19 protein-coding genes, 3 tRNA genes and 1 riboswitch are annotated in these 22,070 nt (G+C 37.9%); of the genes, 3 read left to right on the forward strand and 19 right to left on the reverse strand.

All coding sequences use genetic code 11. The features are described 5' to 3' along the window. Positions 1 to 6 precede the first annotated feature (6 nt). The 11 genes from Q0E20_RS06650 to Q0E20_RS06700 all read right to left on the reverse strand — a co-directional run bounded on the left by Q0E20_RS06650 (position 7) and on the right by Q0E20_RS06700 (position 11,440). Positions 7 to 1,098, reverse strand: coding sequence for an AAA family ATPase (locus Q0E20_RS06650; RefSeq protein ID WP_295998088.1), 1,092 nt, complete (start codon positions 1,096 to 1,098; stop codon positions 7 to 9). 15 nt (positions 1,099 to 1,113) lie between these two features. Beyond that, positions 1,114 to 1,920 (reverse strand): hypothetical protein, encoded by an 807-nt coding sequence (locus Q0E20_RS06655; RefSeq protein ID WP_295998091.1) that lies wholly within the window; start codon positions 1,918 to 1,920, stop codon positions 1,114 to 1,116. Positions 1,921 to 2,032: 112 nt separating this feature from the next. Further along, positions 2,033 to 2,683, reverse strand: coding sequence for a TrkA family potassium uptake protein (locus tag Q0E20_RS06660; protein WP_295998093.1), 651 nt, complete (start codon positions 2,681 to 2,683; stop codon positions 2,033 to 2,035). A gap of 34 nt (positions 2,684 to 2,717) precedes the next feature. Continuing rightward, positions 2,718 to 4,079 carry a TrkH family potassium uptake protein gene (locus Q0E20_RS06665; protein ID WP_295998095.1) on the reverse strand — a complete coding sequence of 454 codons (1,362 nt, stop codon included), beginning with the start codon at positions 4,077 to 4,079 and terminating at the stop codon, positions 2,718 to 2,720. A 4-nt stretch (positions 4,080 to 4,083) separates the two neighbouring features. Continuing rightward, complete coding sequence (locus Q0E20_RS06670; RefSeq protein ID WP_295998097.1) at positions 4,084 to 5,082, reverse strand: carbohydrate kinase family protein; 999 nt, start codon at positions 5,080 to 5,082, stop codon at positions 4,084 to 4,086. Positions 5,083 to 5,274: 192 nt separating this feature from the next. Then, positions 5,275 to 6,642, reverse strand: a complete 1,368-nt coding sequence (locus Q0E20_RS06675) for a PTS ascorbate transporter subunit IIC (RefSeq protein WP_295998100.1) — start codon at positions 6,640 to 6,642, stop codon at positions 5,275 to 5,277. A gap of 18 nt (positions 6,643 to 6,660) precedes the next feature. Further along, positions 6,661 to 6,936: a PTS sugar transporter subunit IIB gene (locus tag Q0E20_RS06680; protein ID WP_295998103.1), complete on the reverse strand. Its 276-nt coding sequence runs from the start codon at positions 6,934 to 6,936 to the stop codon at positions 6,661 to 6,663. Positions 6,937 to 6,950: 14 nt separating this feature from the next. Continuing rightward, positions 6,951 to 7,406, reverse strand: a complete 456-nt coding sequence (locus Q0E20_RS06685) for a PTS sugar transporter subunit IIA (RefSeq protein ID WP_295998107.1) — start codon at positions 7,404 to 7,406, stop codon at positions 6,951 to 6,953. A 203-nt stretch (positions 7,407 to 7,609) separates the two neighbouring features. Continuing rightward, the gene (locus Q0E20_RS06690; RefSeq protein WP_295998128.1) at positions 7,610 to 7,792 is read right to left on the reverse strand and encodes a hypothetical protein; all 183 of its coding nucleotides are present in this window, start codon (positions 7,790 to 7,792) and stop codon (positions 7,610 to 7,612) included. Positions 7,793 to 7,892: 100 nt separating this feature from the next. Further along, a complete protein-coding gene (locus tag Q0E20_RS06695) occupies positions 7,893 to 9,350 on the reverse strand; it encodes a [FeFe] hydrogenase, group A (RefSeq protein WP_295998109.1) in 1,458 nt (485 codons plus the stop codon). 131 nt (positions 9,351 to 9,481) lie between these two features. Next, entirely contained in the window at positions 9,482 to 11,440 is a 1,959-nt protein-coding gene (locus Q0E20_RS06700; protein ID WP_295998111.1) for an ABC-F family ATP-binding cassette domain-containing protein, read from the reverse strand. Positions 11,441 to 11,579: 139 nt separating this feature from the next. Between Q0E20_RS06700 and Q0E20_RS06705 the strand changes: the two genes are divergently transcribed. Beyond that, positions 11,580 to 11,900, forward strand: a complete 321-nt coding sequence (locus tag Q0E20_RS06705) for a hypothetical protein (RefSeq protein WP_295998114.1) — start codon at positions 11,580 to 11,582, stop codon at positions 11,898 to 11,900. Positions 11,901 to 11,994: 94 nt separating this feature from the next. Here the strand turns inward: Q0E20_RS06705 and Q0E20_RS06710 are convergent, their stop codons facing one another. From Q0E20_RS06710 to Q0E20_RS06735, 6 genes are all read right to left on the reverse strand, one after another. Continuing rightward, on the reverse strand, positions 11,995 to 13,149 hold the full coding sequence (locus tag Q0E20_RS06710; protein ID WP_295998117.1) for an MGDG synthase family glycosyltransferase: 1,155 nt from the start codon (positions 13,147 to 13,149) through the stop codon (positions 11,995 to 11,997). A gap of 98 nt (positions 13,150 to 13,247) precedes the next feature. Beyond that, a complete protein-coding gene (locus Q0E20_RS06715; RefSeq protein WP_005381952.1) occupies positions 13,248 to 13,547 on the reverse strand; it encodes an HU family DNA-binding protein in 300 nt (99 codons plus the stop codon). 52 nt (positions 13,548 to 13,599) lie between these two features. Then, entirely contained in the window at positions 13,600 to 14,379 is a 780-nt protein-coding gene (gene mazG / locus Q0E20_RS06720; RefSeq protein ID WP_295998121.1) for a nucleoside triphosphate pyrophosphohydrolase, read from the reverse strand. Then, a complete protein-coding gene (locus tag Q0E20_RS06725; protein WP_295998123.1) occupies positions 14,363 to 15,967 on the reverse strand; it encodes a polysaccharide biosynthesis protein in 1,605 nt (534 codons plus the stop codon). The genes mazG and Q0E20_RS06725 overlap by 17 nt, the downstream gene beginning before the upstream one ends. After that, the gene (mfd, locus tag Q0E20_RS06730; RefSeq protein WP_295998125.1) at positions 15,964 to 19,254 is read right to left on the reverse strand and encodes a transcription-repair coupling factor; all 3,291 of its coding nucleotides are present in this window, start codon (positions 19,252 to 19,254) and stop codon (positions 15,964 to 15,966) included. The genes Q0E20_RS06725 and mfd overlap by 4 nt, the downstream gene beginning before the upstream one ends. A gap of 241 nt (positions 19,255 to 19,495) precedes the next feature. Continuing rightward, positions 19,496 to 19,580: transfer RNA gene (locus Q0E20_RS06735), tRNA-Leu, on the reverse strand. Between the two features lie 430 nt (positions 19,581 to 20,010). Next, positions 20,011 to 20,182: riboswitch (cobalamin riboswitch) on the reverse strand. 170 nt (positions 20,183 to 20,352) lie between these two features. Between Q0E20_RS06735 and Q0E20_RS06740 the strand changes: the two genes are divergently transcribed. Continuing rightward, on the forward strand, positions 20,353 to 20,631 hold the full coding sequence (locus tag Q0E20_RS06740) for a helix-turn-helix domain-containing protein (RefSeq protein WP_295260420.1): 279 nt from the start codon (positions 20,353 to 20,355) through the stop codon (positions 20,629 to 20,631). Positions 20,632 to 20,647: 16 nt separating this feature from the next. Then, complete coding sequence (locus tag Q0E20_RS06745) at positions 20,648 to 21,100, forward strand: hypothetical protein (RefSeq protein WP_295260418.1); 453 nt, start codon at positions 20,648 to 20,650, stop codon at positions 21,098 to 21,100. An 85-nt stretch (positions 21,101 to 21,185) separates the two neighbouring features. Here the strand turns inward: Q0E20_RS06745 and Q0E20_RS06750 are convergent. Together Q0E20_RS06750 and Q0E20_RS06755 are read right to left on the reverse strand one after the other, a co-directional pair. Next, positions 21,186 to 21,262: transfer RNA gene (locus tag Q0E20_RS06750), tRNA-Arg, on the reverse strand. A gap of 114 nt (positions 21,263 to 21,376) precedes the next feature. Then, a tRNA-Trp gene (locus tag Q0E20_RS06755) sits at positions 21,377 to 21,452 on the reverse strand. Positions 21,453 to 22,070 lie beyond the last annotated feature (618 nt).

A 22,070-nucleotide genomic window follows, 5' to 3' on the forward strand; every position in this document is an offset into this window, starting at 1 on the left:
TACAATTTAACGATTGGCTTCAAAAAACGTTTTAATAAAAAGATCATCCTCAATAGCATAGCTATACACATGAGAATACATATTGCGTAAATCTTTCATAACAGCAATGCGCAAATCACCGGGATACAATGTAATGAACTCGATAAAGCGATGGACTTCATCTGCATTACTATTCCGATTTAATCGATATAACATGTTTTTAGCAGATACATAGAGGCGAGTCGGGCTTTCACCATTGACACGTTCTTGTAAAGACATAATAGCACCGGGCTTATGCACTGCCTCTAATACATCATCAAACGAAATCAATGGCTCTTGTTCCGTTTCAACGAAATTAACAAAGGCCTCAGCAATAAGTTTTCCCACATTGCCGCGAATTACATTTTGGAATACATCACGGCTATAAGCACCATGTTTATAGATACTATAAATATGAGAGATTCGTTCAAATGAACGCGGTGTTGCATCGATATCATCTTCATGACGTTGGTTCAAATAATCTGGATAGGAAGAGATGAATTCAATTACTGTATCTTCAATTCCTACGGAAATAGCCCAATCAATCCATTGCATATAATCCGCTTCCATATAGAGCCATACAAAACGATTTTGTTGTGCCGGATCCATATCAATCGTCTGATAATCAAAGGAGTCCTCTGGGTTCATAGCCGCAATGATACGCACATCATCACTCAAAGCAAATCCATTAATTTCTCGATTTAAAATCAAATTCATTAATTCTTGTTGTACCGCATGCTCTGCACGATTAATTTCGTCGATAAACAACAATACACGTTTACCTGCATCAACAGCTCGTGACACATGTTCCAAGGTATGATGCACGGCATACACGGTTGTTTTAATCTCTTTAACTGTACCATCACTATCTTTATGTGAAACCGTTTCTACCGTTGGCAATCCCCCTATTTCCCCTTCTTTTAAAAGATTACCATCAATAGTTACCAATTCCCAATCATGTACATCTGCTACACGTGCAGCTAGCGATGTTTTACCAATACCCGTTTCACCAACGAGCAAAGGGACTTGATTAGCAGCTAGCACTAATTCCACACTAGCCATTGTATCTGTAAAATTCATTATGACTCCTTTTTCTTAATATAGTAAATACTGGTCAACTGCAATCTTCTTTGCCTTTACAGAGCCATACATATCAACTAGCGACAATATATCAATAGGCCATGTTGACTGACGCCCGCCAATGGCAGGATTACTTACTAGCTCACGGACATATCGTTCCTCTACATCAGAATTTCCAATTACTTCTATTAAAATTCGACGAACCATATCGACTGTTAACCCAATTTGCTTATGTACATAACCTAATATTAACGTAGATACTTTTAATAACTCGACAACAGTTTCCAAATCTAAATTTGTAATTTGTCGCATGGCTTGTGGATTTTGCAACACTGACGTTTTTAGAATAGCCAATGTTGGATTTGGGATATAGCGCAATGCTAAATAATTCGACTCTACAGCCGCCATTTGAACCTGTTCTGATGGATTTGCAATATATTGCAAGGCATCATACTGTTTTTGTACGGCCCTTAATTGCAAGTCCTCTGATGGATTTTGAATATACCGTACTGCCCAACCCGATTGCTCTAAAGCAATATAAACCACTTCATCCGATGGGTTTTGAATATATTCTAGAACCGCCCAGTCTTGTTTTACCAATGAGATTAATAGTTCATCACTTGGATTCTCCACATACTGAATAGCACGTGGCGATTCTGCCAAAGCAGTTTCAATCACTAGATTGGTAGGATTTTTAATGTACTGTAAAAGCATCCCATTCTGTTCTACGCAGGCTAGCTGCATTCCCTCTGTAGGATTAGGGATATTGCGTATGCCATGAGGATTGTTTTTGAGAGCTTTTATATATTGTTCTTCTGTCATACTACCCTTCATTTCTATCTAAAAAGGCCATACGAATACGTATGACCTATACTGAATTCTATTCTATTATATCATCTTTTTTCGATGTAGTTATATTTCTTTCGTATACTAATTACCTGGTTAATGCATCTAAATCAGAATTATTCCCAATTACTAGCAATTTATCATCCTCCGAAAGTATGGCTGTAGGATTTGGTGGCACATCTAGACCTGTGCTTCTCCTAACCCCTACTGCATTTAGATTATAGTGTTCACGCAATTTAGAATCTCTCAAACAACTTCCCACCATGAAGGAAGGCATACTAATTTCGATGAGGCTTATATTTTTAGATAGCTGTAAGTAATCCATTACATGCTCCCTCGTCAATGAGTGAACAAGTCGTAGTGCCATATCGTATTCTGGATAAATAACTTGATCAACACCTATTTTTTGAAGCATCTTACCTTGTAAACTATTTTCTGCCTTAGCCACAACTTTAGAGATTTGCATTTCCTTAAGAAGCATAGATGTCATCAAATTGGCTTGAATATTGCCGCCAATAGCTACAATGACCATATCAAATTGACTTAATGCCAATGACTTAATCGCTTCTTCATCAGTAGTATCTGCTACGATGGCATGCGTAATATAGGGAGATATTTTTTGTACAATATCTGAATCAATATCTACACCAAGCACTTCATGATTCATTGATGCTAACATCTTGGCAATGGTCGTACCAAATCTACCAAGACCTATAACGGCTATTGTTTTTTGTTTCATTATGTACCTCTTTTAAATGTATTATATTCTATTGTTATAACATTACATTCTCTTCTGCATACGAAATTGGCTTATTCGGTTTTGTACGCAATGCCCATGTACCAATCACAGTCATAACTCCCACACGGCCTGTAAACATTACTAAGATAAGCACCCATTTGCTACCTTCAGATAAGTCTGGGGTAATCCCCGTTGTAAGCCCTACTGTACCAAATGCGGATGTAACCTCAAAGAGTAACCGTATAAAATCATATGGTTCATCCCACGCTAGGTAGCATGTAGCTAGCAAAACCAAAAGTATAGAAAGAAAAATTATTCCATTTGCCTTAAGAACGGTAACCATAGAAATTCGACGTCCAAAGGCCTCTACATGTGAACGGTTATTAAATAAGGTACACGACGATAAAATAGCAACCATAACAGTACTAATTTTAACACCGCCACCGGTCGAATTCGGTCCAGCACCAATAAACATAAGAATAATGGTGACAAACAGTGTAATTGGATGTAATTGATTATAATCAACTGTAGCAATCCCTGCAGTTCGTGGCGTAACTGATTGAAAAAATGCAGCCATCACCTTATTCCAAATAGGAAGTGGTCCAAACGTGTTTGGATTAGCCCATTCTACACCAAGGAATAATATGGTACCTAACATAATCAATACCACTGTGCCAACAAACATAATCTTAGTATGCAATTTTAAATCATCAAAACGTCTCAACTTGCGATGAGACCATATATCAAATGCCGCCAAATAGCCAAAACCACCGATAACAATAAGTAGCATCGTATTGATATTAAATAAGATATCCCCCACCATCTTGTAAGGCAAATCATTATCAAAGAAAACAAATCCAGCATTACAAAATGTAGAAATAGCCTGCATAAAACCTATGTAGAAAGCATCATTACCAATATATGGATGTAATTGAATGACATATAATAGTCCCCCTATACATTCAATAACCAATGTATAGATAGTCAATTTTTTCGTCACATGAAGAAGACCTTTCATGCCATCTTGTCCTACATCTTCTGAAAGTAACAACCGATTTCGAAGCCCTACATGTCTGCCAAATAGAGATGCAATAATCGTTGTAAAAGATACAATGCCAAGCCCTCCCAACTGTATAAGGATAACCATAATAATCTTGCCAAATAAAGACCAATGATAATAGGTATCCACAGTGGCGAGTCCCGTTACCGATACACAAGATACAGCGGTGAAAGCAGCATCAACTAAGGCCGTACCTTGCCCTTCTGCACTGGCTATAGGCAACATAAGAAGAAGAGTTCCCACCATCATAACTGCTAAAAAACTAAGTGCTAGTAAACGATATGGATTTTGTTGCATATATTGTTGCACATGATGTGGTGTATGTTGTTGCCACATAGGCCTACTCCAATCCAGCTAATGTAAAAGCTGTTTCTAATGTAGGTAGTCCACTGCGGCCGCCTAAGCCTTGTGTATTAAGAGCTGAAACAGCAGATGCAAAGCGAGCAGCCGCTTCTAACTCAGTATGATTACATACTTGTAAACTATCAACAGGCTTTATACGTCCATCGTTCTGCAATTGCATCCGACGAATCACCGTGGCTAATCTCGCCAAAAAGGCCCCATGGAAACTATCCCCTGCCCCCGTCGTATCTATTACGCTTTCTTGTGGAAATGGCGCACACCGATAAGCCGTTCCATCAGGCCATACAAAATAGCTGCCATTGGCTCCATCTGTAACTCCTGCTAGCAAAGCACCTCGTTCATGAATGATACGACATGCATCTTCTAAATCTGTAGTTCCTGTATATTTTTCAGCATAATCGCGAGCCACAATAACAACATGAGATGATTCGGTAATTGGTTTCATCTCTTCATCGTATCGTTGAGCACCACCATCTAGAGAAATTATGGTTCCACAAGACTGGGCTATTTCCATAGCAGTTCGCATCAACGGTCGATGGCGTCCATTAATATGTAATATGGCTGACGACTCTATGAATATCCGATATGATTCAAGAAACTCTGGCTCATGTGCTGTAGAACGTTCAAAGAACACAGCCCGTTCGCCTGTTGTAGCTTTCACAAGAATCGTTGCAGTTCCACTGATAGCATTTGCGTCAACTTGGATAGCCTCTGTATTAACGTTGTATTTATGAAAGTCCTTTAGAATATAACGCCCAACCATATCGTCTCCGATACGGTCAATCATAGCAGTGGAGACTCCATATTTCCCAGCTGTAGCCAATGCAGTTGCTACCGGTCCACCCCCATCGGTTGTTGAAGAAAGGGCTGGCTGTACCTCACGCCCTGTGGGAAAATGGTCGACTACGATAAATCGATCTAAGGTACTAGCCCCAATGCCAACTATATCTATCATTTCGTTAGGAAATGTATTCATACTAACCTCCTAATACCTTGTATAACTATATGTACAGAATACATTTCTACACATAAAAAGTAAACCCTAAACCACGATATATTCTTACCGAACTAGATGTTCAGATAAGAAATATATCGAAATTTAGGGTTTAAGAATACGATTAAACGTACCTGTCAGTATATATGTTATTTATATGAGAAGTTATTTTCATTACTCTTCTTCTACGTAATTAATAACTTTTCCTTTTGTTTTAATAAAGTTTGGAATAATAAGAACAAGGAATGCAATAGCAACAATACCATAAATACCAGCCATGCCAATCCATTCAAAAGCATTGCCTAATACAAGGCCAATTACGGCAAAGTCCGCATCACCAAATGTTGTATTTTGGAAACCTAATTGTCCAAGAACTGGCAATGCTAATGCTGGCAAGAATGTAATAGCCAAACCGTTAAGGAATGCACCTACTGCAGCACCACGGCGACCACCAGTAGCATTGCCATAGATACCTGCTGTTGCACCACAGAAGAAATGAGGTACAAGACCAGGAATGATAAGTACGCCACCTACGGCACCTAAAACAAGCATACCGATGATACCTCCAATAAAGGAGCTAATAAAGCCTAATACTACAGCTGTTGGCGCATAGGTAAAGAATACAGCACAGTCTACAGCTGGTATTGCATTAGGAATAATTTTTGTAGCAATACCTTGGAATGCTGGAATCAAGTCACCCAAGATCATACGAACACCAGAATATACGATAGCTACACCTACAGCAAAGTTCATAGCACTCATAACTGCAAATAAGTATGGGCTCATAGAACCAGACAATGTAGCTACAAATTCAGAACCGGCAGCTAACGCAGCAATCAAATAGAATACAATCATAGTCAATGCAGTAGATAATGTAGAGTCACGCAAGAAGCCCCATTTTTCAGGAATTTCAATATCTTCCGTGCTATCTTCTGCCTTACCTACATACTTTGCTACCCATGCCGATAAATAGTAACCTAAGCTACCAAAGTGTCCAAGTGCAATTTCATCACCATCAGTAACTTTAGAAGTATAACTTTGACCAATGGCTGGGGAGATAGCAGACCAAGCCCCCATTAAGAAACCACCTACAAGAATAAGTTCGATACCAGATAAGCCTGCAGTACCAAGCACAGCGGACATTAAACAAGCCATAAATAAGCTGTGGTGGCCTGTAAGGAACACATACTTGAATTTAGTGAAACGAGCAATTAATAAGTTCATCAATAATCCTACAACAAGAATAGACATCGTTTCAACACCAAGTACCTTTTGCGCTACTGCCACGATAGCTTCATTGTTTGGTACAACACCGGTAATATGGAAACCATGTTCAATCATTTTCCCTAATGGATCAAGATTGCTAACGATAACCCCAGCACCAGCAGCAAGCATTAAATAACCAAGAATCGGCTTCAATGTACCAGTCATAATTTTATGAAATGGTCTTTTTAAAGCTATTAAACCTACGCATGACATGATACCAATCAATAGCGCTGGCTGACTCAATACGTCGCGTAAGAATTCTAATATCATTTCCATAGAATCATCTCCCCAAAATTACTTAGCGATTTGTTGTAATCGATCTAAGATATCTTCTTTAATTTTCTTTTTATTAATATAACTACGTACAATAGCTACGTTCTTGTCTTCAAACTGTTCTGCTAATTCTTTTACAGTAACAATTAAATCAGCTTTACGGCCTTGAGCTGCATTAAAATCAATTGATTCCACTTGCGCTTCAATATTATTTTCAGCACAAATTTCTTCAATTTTCATTTTTAACATCAAACTTGAACCAATACCATTACCACAAACAGTTAAAATAGAAATCATAGTCCACCTCCAAATTAAGATTCCTCAAGATGTTCCTCTAAGAAAGCATGCACATCCTCAATGCTTTCAAATGTTGCTGCAGCATCTAAAAAATCTTCATCTTCAAATAATGTTGCAATATCTGTAAGCAATTGAATATGTTCTTCCTTATTTGAAGCACATAAAAAAAAAGCTACTGATACAGGATCATTCTCTGGACTGCCAAAATCAACAGGTTTTTCCAGTGTAATAAGCGCTGTACCAACTTTCTTAGCCCCCATTTCAGGGCGTGCATGAGGCATTGCAAGACCAGGAGCTAATACTATATAAGGCCCCATCTCACGAACCACTTCAATCATAGCCTCTGTATATGTAGGCTCTGTAAAACCAGCATCGACCATGAGTTGACCACCATGACGAATCACATCTTCCCAGGTCTCTGCAGGATAATGAAATGACACATTATCCTCAGATAATAAATCTTGTAACAAGCTAACACCTCCTATACTCACAACTTGTATACTCATATTATAACTAGGGATGATAAAAAAGCATATACCCTATGTATTTAATTACAAAAAAAGTTAGACCCCAAAGGGTCTAACTTTCACTTATTCACATGGTATGTATAAGAGTTGCTAGTATTGAAAGAGTACAAAAAAGATATTTTTATATACATATACCATGTCAATATTTAGTTATTCAAGTACTCTAAGTGTTGCTTATTAGACGCATCGGTACGCGTTCTAATAGCCTCTACCAATGGTTTCAAAATTTGGTATTCCTCGTCTGTTAAACGGAACGATCTACATACGCGCTTATACATACGAGGTCTACGACCAGAACCTTCTCTCTGTCCGCCCCATGTCATTAACATATACCTCTCTCTAAGGACTATTATATTATTGTCTCTCACAGTAATTAGTATATGTCATTTTATGCGAAATTTCAAGATTTTTATTCAAATTTATAAATAATTAATTATTTGCTTTTGCAGCTTCTGCTGCTTTTTTTAAATTAGGCACGGATGTTGGACATGTAGCAGGTGTACATGCACCATTAGGGCCTAAATCTTCAGAGCGATTTACAAATGTAGTATGTAACATATGATGTGCTTTGTGGCTCATAGGTTTACCATCAAAGAACTCCGCATATAACTTTTGGATATCTGGATTATCGCAAGAGGCTTTAATGGCTACTTCTCTATCGCGCGTATATAAGGATGCAATACGAGCTTCACGAGCTTTGTCGGCCATAGGTAACTTAACGCGTGGTTGACCACCACCACCAATACAGCCACCGCGACAAGCCATAACTTCGATGAAATCATAATGGATATTTTCAGCGCGCATACGTTCAATAAATTTACGCAAGTTGCCAGTACCATGTACAGCTGCTACATGTAATGTTTTATCGCCAATCACAACATCAGCTTCACGAGCACCATCCATACCACGAATAGCTTCAAATGGGATTAAAGTACTAGGTGCATCTTCACCTGTCACCAATTTGTAAGCAGTACGCATAGCTGATTCCATAACACCACCAGTATTACCAAAAATAATACCGCCACCAGATGCTTCACCCATCAATGGATCAAATGTAGCATCTTCCAATTCATCAAAATTAACATCTTCTGTACGTAACCATTTAGCAAGCTCACGTGTAGTAATACAATAATCGGTATCACGCATTTCTGGTACATCCCAGTATTCTGCAGAAGCATTCATTTCATCACGACGAATTTCAAACTTCTTAGCGGAACAAGGTGTTACTGCTACAGCCACTATTTGTTTTGCATCAATCCCCATTTTTTCAGCAAAATAAGTTTTTTGCGTAGGTGCTTGCATAGCAATTGGACTCTTTGCTGTAGATAAATTTGGTAAAAATTCTGGATAGAATGTTTCAGCAAATTTTACCCAAGCAGGACAACAAGATGTGAATTGAGGTAATTCACCACTGCCATTAAGAACACGTTCAACTAACTCGGATGCTTCTTCCATAATAGTCATGTCAGCGCCAAAGTTTGTATCAAGTACATAGTCCCCACCGAGTTTACGAAGAGCTGCAACCATTTTACCTTCTACGAAAGTCCCCGCTTCCATACCAAATTCTTCACCTAATCCAACACGTACTGCCGGTGCAGTTTGGAATACAACGATTTTATTAGGATCTGCGATAGCAGCCTTTACTTCGTCAATTTCAGAACGTTCATTAATGGAATCAAATGGACAAATAGAAGCACATTGACCACAATGGATACAAATTGGATGATCACCATTTGTTGTCAAATCGTAATAGTCAAATACGCCCATATCAACAGCGCATGCTTTACGGCACAAAGAACAATTTTTACATTTAGATAAATCTTGCACAATGGCAATATTGCCTTCTTCAATAGGTACACGACGATCTAAAAATTCGTACTTACTCATGTTTCCTCCTACTTAGGTAACGTAGTTATCGTTAATTTAGGAAATTATACTACAAAATGTGATTTTTATCAATAATTATGAAAGTAATTCCTATGCAAATTAGATATTAAGAAACAGCTTAAAATAGAGATTCACAAGCGTTCTTCTAACTCCATCCACCGCTCAGTTAATGCATCCACTTGAGATTGTGTCTCTTCTCGTTCAGCCATGAGCGCTTGCATTTTTTCATAATCCGTAGCGGCTTGTCCAATCATAACATCTAATCCCTTAATAAGATGCTCTAATTTAGGTAATTCCTCCATAATAGATGCATATTCTGCTTCTTCAGCCTTATTGAGACCTTTCTTTACAGGATTTTCTGTATGACTTGCACTACTAGAGGACACACCAGTAGTATTTATAGGATTCACATCAGCCACTTCTTTGACGCTATGCGCAGTAGAAATTTGCGTTTCAGGTACATAGAATGGGGCGTTGTTACTTTCACCAATCTCAGCCTTATAATCTGAATAGGAACCATGCACGATATCTATATGACCATTTCCTGTAAATACAAATAATTTATCTACAACACGGTCAAGGAAATATCGATCATGACAGACAGTAATAATAACACCACTAAAAGAATCAAGAAAATCCTCCAACACTTCTAATGTAGGGATATCCAAATCATTAGTTGGTTCATCTAGCAAAAGTACATTAGGCGCACTCATAAGCAATTTTAAGAGATACAATCTACGACGCTCACCACCAGATAATTTACGAATCGGTACACCATGTAATTCCGGAGTGAACAAAAAGCGTTCTAAAATTTGCCCTGCACTTAAGGTAGAACCATCACCAAGCGACATATAGGAATGATCCTCTTTAATATAATCAAGAACACGCATATTCTCATCAAATTCTGGCAATTCTTGCTTAAAATGAGCAATACGAACTGTTTCCCCCTTACCAATAGTTCCTGATACTGGCTCATAAGTACCATCTAAGACTTTCATAAAGGTTGATTTCCCTACTCCATTAGGACCTACGATACCAATACGATCATGACGTACCACATGATAGGTAAAATCCTCAATCATAGGGCGCCCGTCAAAATCAAAGGATACATGTTCCATATCGAAAATAGTCTTTCCTAATCGAGTTTTTAAGGCAATAGGATCCATCTGATCAGGCCGTCTAGTTTTTTCCATATTTTTAAGCGTTTCATATCGTTGTAAACGTGCTTTTTGTTTTGTGCTTCGTGCTTGTGCACCACGCCGTACCCATTCGATTTCCCGTTTTAAAAATTGACGACGTTTTTCCTCCGTAGCTGCCTGACGAGCCTCTCGATCGGCTTTCAGTTCAATAAATTTTTCATAATTTCCTTCGTATTCATACATATGGCGATTGGATAATTCCAAAATACCATTACATACAGAATCTAAGAAATATCTGTCATGAGTACTAATCAACAAACCACCTTGACGATTACTCAAATACGTTTCTAACCACTCGATGCTATCTTCATCCAAATGGTTTGTCGGTTCATCCAACAATAGTAAATCACAAGGATATAATAAGGCTTGCCCCAACGCTAATCGCCGTTTTTGACCACCCGATAATAGGTTAACTGACATGTTGACATCGTGAAAGCCCAGTTTGCTTAAGATGATACGAGCCTCTTGTTCTACTTGCCACCCATCTTGCGTATCCATCTCTTCTAAGCACTGCATATAACGGCGCTCAATGTACTCATCAGCTACACCTTGTTCTTGTATATAATGATAATCTCGACTAGCCTTGTCAAATCGTTTTACCATTTGTAAACGAGGATGATTACCATCTAAAATAGCTTCTAATAATGTATTACCTTCATCAAAGTTTGGCGTTTGTGCTAAGTAGTGGATAGTAGCCTTTCCATTGCGCTCAATAGTCCCTTTATCGCTTTCCATCTGGCCCGTTAAAATTTTTAAAAAAGTAGATTTGCCAGTACCATTAATTCCTACAAGTCCCAATCTCTTTTGATTGGTAAAAGTTATAGACACATCGGTAAATAGCAACCGAGTGCCATATGATTTCTCTATATTCTGTAAACTAATTACGTTCATTCCCGTACTCCTCTGCTACCATTACGATCTCTATTATACTACAGATTTTCATTGACAGTCACACACCGCATCAGTAGAATACAGGTAGATAACAAGACAATACTCTCATATGATACGTACATACTTTTAGGAGGTTCTCATGGCAACAGATGCAGTATTAGATTTTTATGACGCTCTAGATTTTGAAATTATCGACTTTGATGGCTATGATACACTATTTATTGAACTATTAGATGATGGCACCTATGCAACTGTATCCGATGATGATGGTCATATGCCAGATACACTCGATACCCCCATCGTATTCAATGTTTATGACGATACAGATTCATTCCAATGGAGCGTAAGCCTTAATGACTCCCATCAACTGCAAGCACTACTAGAAGAACATACTGCAACAGTAGAATTTCTAGAAGCGCTACAATCTATTCGCACCCAAAACATTGAAAACTATCAATAATGCATCACTAAAGTAAAAGGTCATCCAAATGCTAACGTGTACCTAATCTGTTATATAGCATAGGTATCATTAGTTTTAGGATGACCTTTTTCGTTTATAATGTTTCTATTTCACATGTTGAAGAAAGTGCCTCTGTTTGTGTATCGAGAATATTAATGAGTTCATTTACAATATTGGCAGCACCATCTACGTGCCATGCACGTGCTTGTTCTGACATTTGTTGTAACCGTGGCGGGTTAATTAATAACGCAGCTACTACGTCCTCTAAATTATGGATATCTCTAGCCCAACGTGCACAACCACGTTCTTCTAACAACTCCGCATTCGCCTCTTCTTGACCTGGAATGGCATTAAAGAATACCATAGGTAACCCAATAGTAACGGCCTCCATACACGTTAAAGCACCCGGCTTTGTAACAAGCATAGTAGCAGAGTGCATTAATTCTGAAATATTGGATGTATAACCGTAAACGGTTGTTTTAGTTTTCATCCGGACACTAAGATTTACCAAAGATTCATACAGCGATGTATTTTGACCTGCTACAACCGTAATCTCGTCAATACCATTGACAGCATCTAAGTGTTGAAGAGCAATTTCTAAAGATCCTAAGCCTAAGCCACCACCCATTACTAGAATCTTAACGGGTGATTTCATTTCATAGTGATCAATAGCATCTTTAAAAAATGATCTCCGCACTGGAATACCGGACACATGAATCTTATTAACATTAATACCAACGGCAGTCATTTCCTCTATCATATCGTCCGTAGCAACAAAATACGTATCTACTTGTGGATAAATCCAGAATTGATGACTACTAAAATCAGTTAAAATAGCCACCAAAGGCACATCAATAAGCCCTTGCCGTTTCAAAATACAGGCTGCCCCACAAGGGAATGGATGCGTGAATACAATCACATCAGGTTGCTCCTGTTGAATCAATTTCAACATACGGCTTTTTAAAATATAAGACAATACCGTTTGTAAAATAGTCCCTTTTTTCTCGCCCTTTGATACACGATAAATCATATCGTACAGCATAGGAAACACATCAATCATCTTAATATACGTCCCCTTAATAAGATGCTCTACTGACAAGGTTTCTGTATCAAGAAAATCCACATGCCTAATCTCAGCCTGTGGTTCTTTTAATTTCCAATATTCTTCTATAGCCCGTGCGGCCTGCATGTGACCCGTACCAATCGAGGCGGACACAATGAGAACCTTGCGTGATTGTTCTGTAGTCATAATCTATCCTTTCCTTGTGATTATACCACATAAACAAGTAAAAATAATATAAACGTAAAAAAGAGACCCCATAGGGTCTCTTTCCTATCTTATTCAGATTATTTTTTGCGTTTTTTTGCAGGAGCTGCATTAACTTGTTCTTTCAAACCTTTACCAGCTTTGAATGCAGGAGATTTGGAAGCTTTAATAGTGATAGTTTTACCATTTTGTGGGTTACGGCCTTCACGAGCAGCACGTTCACGAACTTCGAAAGTACCGAAGCCGATAACTTGAACTTTACCACCAGCAGCTAATTCTTCAGCAACTGTGTCGAATACAGCTTTAACAGCTTTTTCAGCGTCTTTTTTAGTCAATTCAGTTTTTTGTGCAACACTTGCGATTAATTCTGTTTTGTTCATGACAGAACCTCCTTAAAAATACAATACCCGAGATTACTAACATACCTCTAGGTTACTTTTCCTGCACTTTAGCCTCCTCCCAAAAAGCATCCAGCTCAGCTAATGAAAAGTCTTCCCATGAGCGATCGCTTTGGTTAACACAAGCTTCTACATGTGAAAAACGCTGTCGGAACTTAGTGTTTGTGCGATTCAGTGCATTTTCACCGCTTATTTTATACCATCTAAATAGATTAATCAAGGAAAAAAGCACATCTCCAGCCTCTTTTTCCATATTTTCTCTATCTTTTAAGGCTATGGCCTCTTTAAATTCGCCGATTTCTTCATGAACTTTTGCCCAAATAGGCTCAAGTTCGTCCCAATCAAAACCAACCTTTCCAGCCTTATCTTGTAGTTTTTGAGCAGCCACTAATGCAGGTAATCCCTTAGACACTCCATCCAATACATGCTTACGTTTACCACCCTTTTCTTGTGCTTTTAATTCATCCCAAGTATATGTTTTCCCATTATTTTCAGGGTTTTCCTTTGGAAACACATTAGGGTGACGACGAATCATCTTTGTAGTGATATCATTTATCACATCTTGTAATGTGAAAGTACCAGATTCTTCAGCTATACTACTATGAAACACGATCTGTAATAATACATCACCTAGCTCTTCACGTAAATTATTCATGTCTTTATTGTCAATAGCATCCACTACTTCATAAGTTTCTTCAATAAAGTAACGTCGTAATGATTCATGCGTTTGCACCTTATCCCAAGGACAACCATGAGGTGAACGTAATGTTTTCACCACTTCTACAAGTGGTTGTATATCAATATTGCTCTTCATAGATTCGATTCTCCTCTACTTGACGTTTACGCAATCGTTTACCAATGACAGGCATATGATACATATCATCCATCACAATAGCTTTAGTTATCCAGAGAGATAGTATATAAACAACTAGTGCTACAAAAATAGATATAGCAACTGCGCCTCCATTGCCGACCATATCAACAAGGAACATATAGGTAACTTGTGTAGCACCACCCATGGCCATGGCTGAAATGATAATTTTTAATAGATTCATACACTGAATAATACTACCTACATAGTGTTTTACAAAGATAATATTAATTAATGCGGCAATAGCAAAATTTAAATTTGTAGCCCATGCAGCGCCATTAATACCAAGATCACTAGTTCCCGTCAATTGATAGTCTAAGATTGCTTTTACCATGAGACCTATAAAAATAGACATCATAGGTATAATAGTTCGTCCTAAACCTTGTAATATACCAGCTGTAATCTGTTGCCATCCTAAAAAGATAATACTAAGACTAATAACTGCAATGACAGGACCTGCATTAGGTGTCGCATAAATCAACTGTGAAATAGGTGTTGCTAATACACATAACCCTATACAAGCAGGTATAGCAAATAGATTCGCAATCTTCATAGCTGTACTAGCTCGCTCAATGATACGCCCCTTATCTCTCGTTGTATGAGCTTCGGAAACAGCTGGTACAAGACTTGCGGCAAGAGCTGTCGTTAAAATAATAGGTAATCCTATGAGAGACGTTGCCATGCCTGTAAGATACCCAAATTGTGTAGTCGCCTCATGTAAATAGTAACCTATGTCCATTAGTCGTTTTGGGACAATAAAAGTATCAATCAAAGATACCATAGGCAACATAATATTGGCCATTGAAACGGGTATTGCTAAGGCAAATAATCGCTTAATAACAGCCACATTAGTTTCAATCGGTGCTTCTTCGTTTTGTTCACGTATCATCTGTTGACGCAACCCACGTTGAGACCGATAAAAATAAACAAGTACAATTAGCCCTGCTAATACGCCGGGAAACGTAGCAAATGTTGCACCACCAGCTGCCAAGTGTAATCCAGAATCAATAAAATAATACGCAAGTCCCACCATGGATCCTACGCGGAAAATCTGTTCAAAAACTTGACTTGTCCCCGTTGGAACCATATATTGGAAACCTTGGAAATACCCTCTAAAACAACTTAAAATGGTTACGACGATGATGGCTGGTGACAATAATTGAATCGGAATTAGCGCCCTTGGATCTGTAATAATATTCCATTTGATAAGCCATTCGGCACTCGTATACAGTCCCACACTAAATACAATCCCTACCAAGGTGAGGACTCGTAAGGATACATTAAATACTTGTTGAACTCCACGCATATCACGATTTGCTAGCTTCTCAGCAATCATAATAGAAATTGCAACAGGAATTCCCGCTGCTGAAATACTAACAATAATCTGGTATATCGGATACGCCATCATATAAAGGCCAATCCCCTCACCACCAAGAATACGAGCAATGAGTACCTTGCTGAAAGCACCGATAATCTTAACGATAACACCTGCTAAAGTCAAAATCATGGCACCCTTTAAAAATCGATTCATAGCCCCCCCTTAGATTGCTTTGACAATTCTTTCATCACGGCTTCTGTAATCGTCAAAATGGATCCCTTAATTCCATTTAAACTAATATATAATGACGCAGGTTTTGTATCCATGAACTTCATTTTCTTCCATAAATCTTCACGGACCGCCCCCATATCCCAATTCGCCATTTTCGAATCATCGTGCCAATGAATAATAAGTTGACTATCACGCCGAACAATACTCTTTATACCTAATAATCGTGCTTGCTCCTTAATTTGAGCGACACGTAATAAACGATCTACAGGATCTGTTGGCGTACCAAAACGGTCGATTAACTCATCTGTCATATCATCAAGCTGTGCTTTATTCTTAATTTGTAACATTCGTTGATATACAGAAATTTTACGTGCGCTATCTTTAATGTACGCATCATCTATGAAAGCATCAATTTCAAGATCAATGGCCGGATCTGGTATAACCTCTTTAACGACCTCTTTATTTTGTGCTTTAGCAATGGCTTCCTCTAGCATAGATACATACATACCAAAACCGACAGAAGCAATATTACCATGCTGTTGTGAGCCTAGCAAATTGCCAGCCCCTCGAATTTCCAAATCACGCATAGCAAGTTTAAATCCAGCCCCCAACTCAGTAAATTCTTCAATGGCTTTCAATCGTTTTTCTGCCGCCTCTGAAAGCATCTTATCAGGTCGATACATGAAATATGCATAAGCACGACGTCTAGACCGACCTACACGACCACGCATTTGATAGAGTTGTGATAAGCCGAGCCGATCTGCATCGTATATGATAATCGTATTCGCATTTGGTATATCAAGGCCGGTTTCAATAATACTTGTACTAAGCAATACATCATAATGACCTTCATAGAAGTCAGTCATAATTTCTTCAATTTGACGACCAGTCATCTGTCCATGTGCGATAGCATAACGCAAATCCGGCAAGGCCTGTTCTAATAATTCCCCCATATGCTTAATAGATGCCACCCGATTATATACAAAATACACCTGTCCTCCCCGTGCCAGTTCTCGTTTAATCGCATCAGCAATAAGGTTCATATCGTATTCTACTACATAGGTTTGTACCGGCAATCTATCCTCAGGTGGTGTACTAATAACAGACATTTCACGAACACCTACAAGAGACATATGGAGCGTCCGTGGAATAGGTGTAGCACTTAAGGTAAGAACGTCAATATTATTAGCCCATTCCTTCCATTTTTCTTTTTGTGCTACACCGAAACGTTGCTCTTCATCTACTACAAGAAATCCTAAATCCTTAAATTTTACCTTCTTATTTAACAATGAATGGGTTCCGATTAATATATCGATAGAACCATTTTCTACCCCTTTTAAGACCTCTTTTTTCTCCGCCGTAGAACGGAATCGATTAAGTACATCCACCTTAATACCAAATGGATTAAATCGGCTCAAAAAGGTTTGGTAATGTTGTTGCGCTAATACAGTGGTTGGAACTAATACAGCTACCTGTTTACCGCTCACAACAGCTTTAAAAATAGCACGCATAGCTACTTCAGTTTTACCAAATCCCACATCCCCTGCTAATAAACGATCCATCGGTATTGGTCGTTCCATAGATTCTTTAATCTCTCGCGTAGCTTGCAGTTGATCGTCTGTTTCCTCATAAGGAAAAGCATCTTCAAATTCTTGCTGCCAAGGTTGATCTGGTAAAAAGGCAAAGCCTTCTGTAATTTCCCGTTTTGCATAGAGTTCAACGAGTTTATCCGCCAAATCATCGATGGATTTCTGTGCTTTTGTAACCGCTTTACGCCAATCGCTTCCTCCCATTTTATGAATGCGAGGCACATCGCCTTCATTGCCGATATATTTTTGCAATTGATCTAAATTACTAGCAGGTAAATATAACCTATCTGTTCCAGCATAGGCAATTTCAATATAATCACGATGGATACCTTCAGTCTCTATCGTTTTTAGTCCCACATACTTACCAATACCATGCATGCTATGAACAACGTAATCGCCGACCGATAAATCCGTGAAATAATTAATTTCTTGGCCCTTTTTAGGCTTATTACGAAGTTTGCGTTTTTGCTGCCCGTAAATATTGCCTTCTACAACAACTACTAATCGACTATGTGGTAATTCAAAGCCATCTGTTAATAAGCCCTGCATAACGTGAACCGTATTAGGCTCAAAATCCCAGCTTTCACAAAGCTTATAAGCAATACCATCACCGTGCAAGGCTTTTTCTATACCTTCACGGCGTTGTAAATTGTTAATAACAAGTACCACCTGATTGCCCAGCTTTTGCCATTGCTTAATTTCATCCATTAACAGCGGAATTTGACGCTCAAAGCTCGTCATTGTTTTCCCTTGAATGCCAATCGGATAAAATCCAGCTAAACCAATGGATCTCTGCTGCATAAATGTAAATGCTACCTGAATCTTAGCAGCTACAGATCGTTGCAACTCGGACCATTCACAGTGCTGCTTACGATGAGATGCATCTTCTTTTAAGAATTTCTTCAATGATTCTTGAATACGTACCGGTTCATCATAAATGATAAGACCTTCTTTAGCATACGATAATAATGTACTATCTGCCTCATCATTCGTTAAAAAGAATGGAGTCACTGTATACGCATCTATTATTTCAATGGATCGTTGTGTATCTACAGAAAAATGACGCATCGTATCGATCTCATCACCAAAAAATTCTATACGAATCGGATCATCACTATTCACAGGAAAAATATCAAAAATATCTCCACGTACAGAAAAATGACCACGTTGTTCTACCTGGTCTACACGCTCATATCCAATTTTTACTAATGCTTCTAATAATTCATTACGTTCTACCGATTGTGATACCTCAAGATGTATACTTTGAGATATAACATATTGAGGGCTCACCACATATTGTGAAGCCTCTTCTACCGTAGCAATAACTACGACAGGCCGATTCCATGCCAACATACTGAGTGCTCTCATTTGAGCCCCTTGGCCTTCAAGACTACGGGCTACCGTAGTAAATTCTACACGCTCTGTAATGGGAAATGGCAACACCTGCACATGAGGCCAAAAAAATGCCAAATCTCGTTCCCATAATTCTTTATGTTCTTTATCGTGCACCACGATAATAATAGATTGTACTTGTTCCTCTGGAACAGCACGGCTTAAGAGGAACGACTTTTGTGATCCACTTAAACCATATATAACTGACTTTCCCTTTTGGCGAAACGCCTTTAGCCCATCTGTCATAGATGGGTTTTGTGAAAGTAGTGTATCAATTGAAGTATCCATACTACACCATATATGTTATTTCTATATAATATCTTTAAAATATCTATTACATGTACAGGAACTACTGTATTCTATTACAATATGTGGATAATCCCTACGTATTGTGTATTATCTAGTACAATGCCAATACAATAGTACCACTAATTAATTATAGCATATTTACGAATATGCAAAAAAACACCTGTTCCATTGAACAGATGTAAAAAGGCAAAAAAAAAGCACCATCAGGTGCAAATATAGTTGGTGCGGGAGAAGGGACTTGAACCCCCACGCCGTAAGGCGCCAGATCCTAAGTCTGGTGCGTCTGCCAATTCCGCCACTCCCGCGTACCGACTGAAATAATAATACCACTTATTATATATAACGTCAATCACTTTTTATGATTTTTATAGGACTTCATGATACCTATAAAATACCTATAAACTTCCTCATCTAATTATCGATATAATCTATCTAATCATAATCTAAAGAAGATAATAAAAGAGAGATGGTCCAAACACCTAACCTAGGTGCTAGGACCATCTCTCTTTTTAGGATGATGATGAATAAATGCATGCCCTACATTTACCAATAAATATATTAACAGACATAACAAAAGCCATGCTGATAATACCAAACGGTATATTCACCATGACTGTTCTAACAATAAAGAGATTCTAATTTGTGTACCACAAAACATCATTTACACAAAAAATCCTTTTTACGGGTACGTAAAAAGGGAGTCTCAAACTTCTCCTCCCTATCACTCGTAGGTCAAATGGTGAATGTTGAATAGGCAGTTCTCCTGACTTGGTGTCATCGCTCATCTAGCCTTCCCAGTTTCCCAGTGACTTAATTAGACTCGCTCAACCATACAGTGGCGGGACCGTGCTGGCTTTTAACCAGCTTCTCTATTATGCTTTTCAGCACCTATTCCCAAATATATTGTTTTCTATGTGTTTATATTATCACCCAAAATGTTATTCGTCAAACATTTTTTATATTCTATAAATAAATATTTAGAATATACAAATAAAAAAAGACTATCTTTCAACCTATCTATTATCTCATTATGCTTTCATGTATAATAATAGAGTAATTAGCGATATGGAGGTCATTATGTATATCGGAGACATCATTAAATCATTCCGCAAGGAACATCAGCTTTCACAAGAAACGTTTGCAACCAAAGCAGGTTTAACTGTTACTGAGATTAATATACTAGAACAAAACTTTCAGGATGGATCATCTACACCTGTACCAGTTGCCATCAGACAAATCAAAGGAATTGCTCAAGCCATGGAACAACCTATGCCTGTCATCATGAGTCAACTACCATCTGATCAACAAGTAGTCGTCAATGTGGTAGCTGAATCGGATCAGCCACATGCGAAATAAGGAGTAAACTCAAAGAATGAAAAAAGTAGCAATTTTAACACTTACATGTCTTACCTTAATGGGTAGCGTCCAAGCAGTCAATATAGGTGACCTAGAAAATGCGAGAGGTTATTCCTATATGTATAGAATGAATGGACAGCAGTACTATGCTGATAATCGTGTATTAGTTCGTGCAGGCGAAGGTAATAACTACGAAATCATTGCTAAAACATATAGCCATCAAGGTGCTATGTATTATATGACAGAATATATCAATCATTATTATTTTAATCAAGACGCAGATACAATCTACTGGACACAAGATGAAATTAATTTAATTGATGCACGTACAGGTCAACTTCTACGACGAAATATTAAGAAAAATCCTAAATTAAAAGAATTAAAACCTGATACCTATGGCTATATGCAAGCTATTTATTCAAAAAATATGGCAATAGCATCAGGACAATTAAAAGAAGTAACTAACTAAAAAAAGGCTATGAAAATAGCCCTTTTTTATTAGTTACTTCCTATTTGGTAAATAAAAAACTCACACATCTGTGTGAGTTTTAATTTGGTGACCCAGAAGGGATTCGAACCCCTGGCCTTTTGATTCGTAGTCAAACGCTCTATCCAGCTGAGCTACTGAGTCATGTACTAGGTACTTAATTATATTAACATAATAACTAATTATTTGCAAGTATTATTTTAATATTTTTAAGTAACATTTTATAGAATAGCGACCCGAAGGCCGCAACTCTAAATTTGGCAGGGGCAGTAGGACTTGAACCCACAACCAACGGTTTTGGAGACCGCTACTCTACCAATTGAGCTATACCCCTATGCACATCAAGTGTACTTGATACTTGAATATAATACCAAGAATTCACCCTATCTGTCAAGCTGAATCTCCAACATCCTAAAAGTTCATCTTTCCCACATAATAACTACTATGCAATCCCAGTAATAAAATAATATACTTTATAAATTCATGTATATATTAAAATATTTATACTATAATGATATTATTTATACATATAAGGAAAGAGCCCTTTCGGGCTCTTTTGTCTACTTAACTTTTATCTTTATATATACGGGAGATGGTATATATAATTAGAGAGTTTTGTATATGTATTGTTTTTATACACAGGGAGAGTATTGTTGTGTATTTAAGTGTTGTTTTATGTGTTGTATTGTTTTGTGTTGTGTTGTTTGTATTATTTGTAAAAGGGACAGATAAAAGTTATTAAGTAGTAGACCTCCATTTCCTTAGTTGATCTCAATCAACTATCGTTAGTATAAAGATTCTATATGAATTAGGAGTGAATATAATTTAAACAAATTGTAAAATGAGTATTTTTTTGTGCATATTCTTAGACTTTCTATAACAAAAAAGGCTAACCATACGGTTAGCCTTTTAGCTTAATCAGCGACTTCCTATCCTCCCAGGCCGTCTCCAG

The sequence above is a fragment of the uncultured Veillonella sp. genome (genome assembly GCF_934230905.1).
Lineage (GTDB): Bacteria > Bacillota > Negativicutes > Veillonellales > Veillonellaceae > Veillonella.

Coding starts and splice junctions, on each gene's coding strand:
- Q0E20_RS06650 (WP_295998088.1), bottom strand. CDS start 1,098: ATGAATTTTACAGATACAATGGCTAGTGTGGAATTAGTGCTAGCTGCT.
- Q0E20_RS06655 (WP_295998091.1), bottom strand. CDS start 1,920: ATGACAGAAGAACAATATATAAAAGCTCTCAAAAACAATCCTCATGGC.
- Q0E20_RS06660 (WP_295998093.1), bottom strand. CDS start 2,683: ATGAAACAAAAAACAATAGCCGTTATAGGTCTTGGTAGATTTGGTACG.
- Q0E20_RS06665 (WP_295998095.1), bottom strand. CDS start 4,079: ATGTGGCAACAACATACACCACATCATGTGCAACAATATATGCAACAA.
- Q0E20_RS06670 (WP_295998097.1), bottom strand. CDS start 5,082: ATGAATACATTTCCTAACGAAATGATAGATATAGTTGGCATTGGGGCT.
- Q0E20_RS06675 (WP_295998100.1), bottom strand. CDS start 6,642: ATGGAAATGATATTAGAATTCTTACGCGACGTATTGAGTCAGCCAGCG.
- Q0E20_RS06680 (WP_295998103.1), bottom strand. CDS start 6,936: ATGATTTCTATTTTAACTGTTTGTGGTAATGGTATTGGTTCAAGTTTG.
- Q0E20_RS06690 (WP_295998128.1), bottom strand. CDS start 7,792: ATGTTAATGACATGGGGCGGACAGAGAGAAGGTTCTGGTCGTAGACCT.
- Q0E20_RS06695 (WP_295998109.1), bottom strand. CDS start 9,350: ATGAGTAAGTACGAATTTTTAGATCGTCGTGTACCTATTGAAGAAGGC.
- Q0E20_RS06700 (WP_295998111.1), bottom strand. CDS start 11,440: ATGAACGTAATTAGTTTACAGAATATAGAGAAATCATATGGCACTCGG.
- Q0E20_RS06705 (WP_295998114.1), top strand. CDS start 11,580: ATGGCAACAGATGCAGTATTAGATTTTTATGACGCTCTAGATTTTGAA.
- Q0E20_RS06710 (WP_295998117.1), bottom strand. CDS start 13,149: ATGACTACAGAACAATCACGCAAGGTTCTCATTGTGTCCGCCTCGATT.
- Q0E20_RS06715 (WP_005381952.1), bottom strand. CDS start 13,547: ATGAACAAAACAGAATTAATCGCAAGTGTTGCACAAAAAACTGAATTG.
- mazG (WP_295998121.1), bottom strand. CDS start 14,379: ATGAAGAGCAATATTGATATACAACCACTTGTAGAAGTGGTGAAAACA.
- Q0E20_RS06725 (WP_295998123.1), bottom strand. CDS start 15,967: ATGAATCGATTTTTAAAGGGTGCCATGATTTTGACTTTAGCAGGTGTT.
- mfd (WP_295998125.1), bottom strand. CDS start 19,254: ATGGATACTTCAATTGATACACTACTTTCACAAAACCCATCTATGACA.
- Q0E20_RS06740 (WP_295260420.1), top strand. CDS start 20,353: ATGTATATCGGAGACATCATTAAATCATTCCGCAAGGAACATCAGCTT.
- Q0E20_RS06745 (WP_295260418.1), top strand. CDS start 20,648: ATGAAAAAAGTAGCAATTTTAACACTTACATGTCTTACCTTAATGGGT.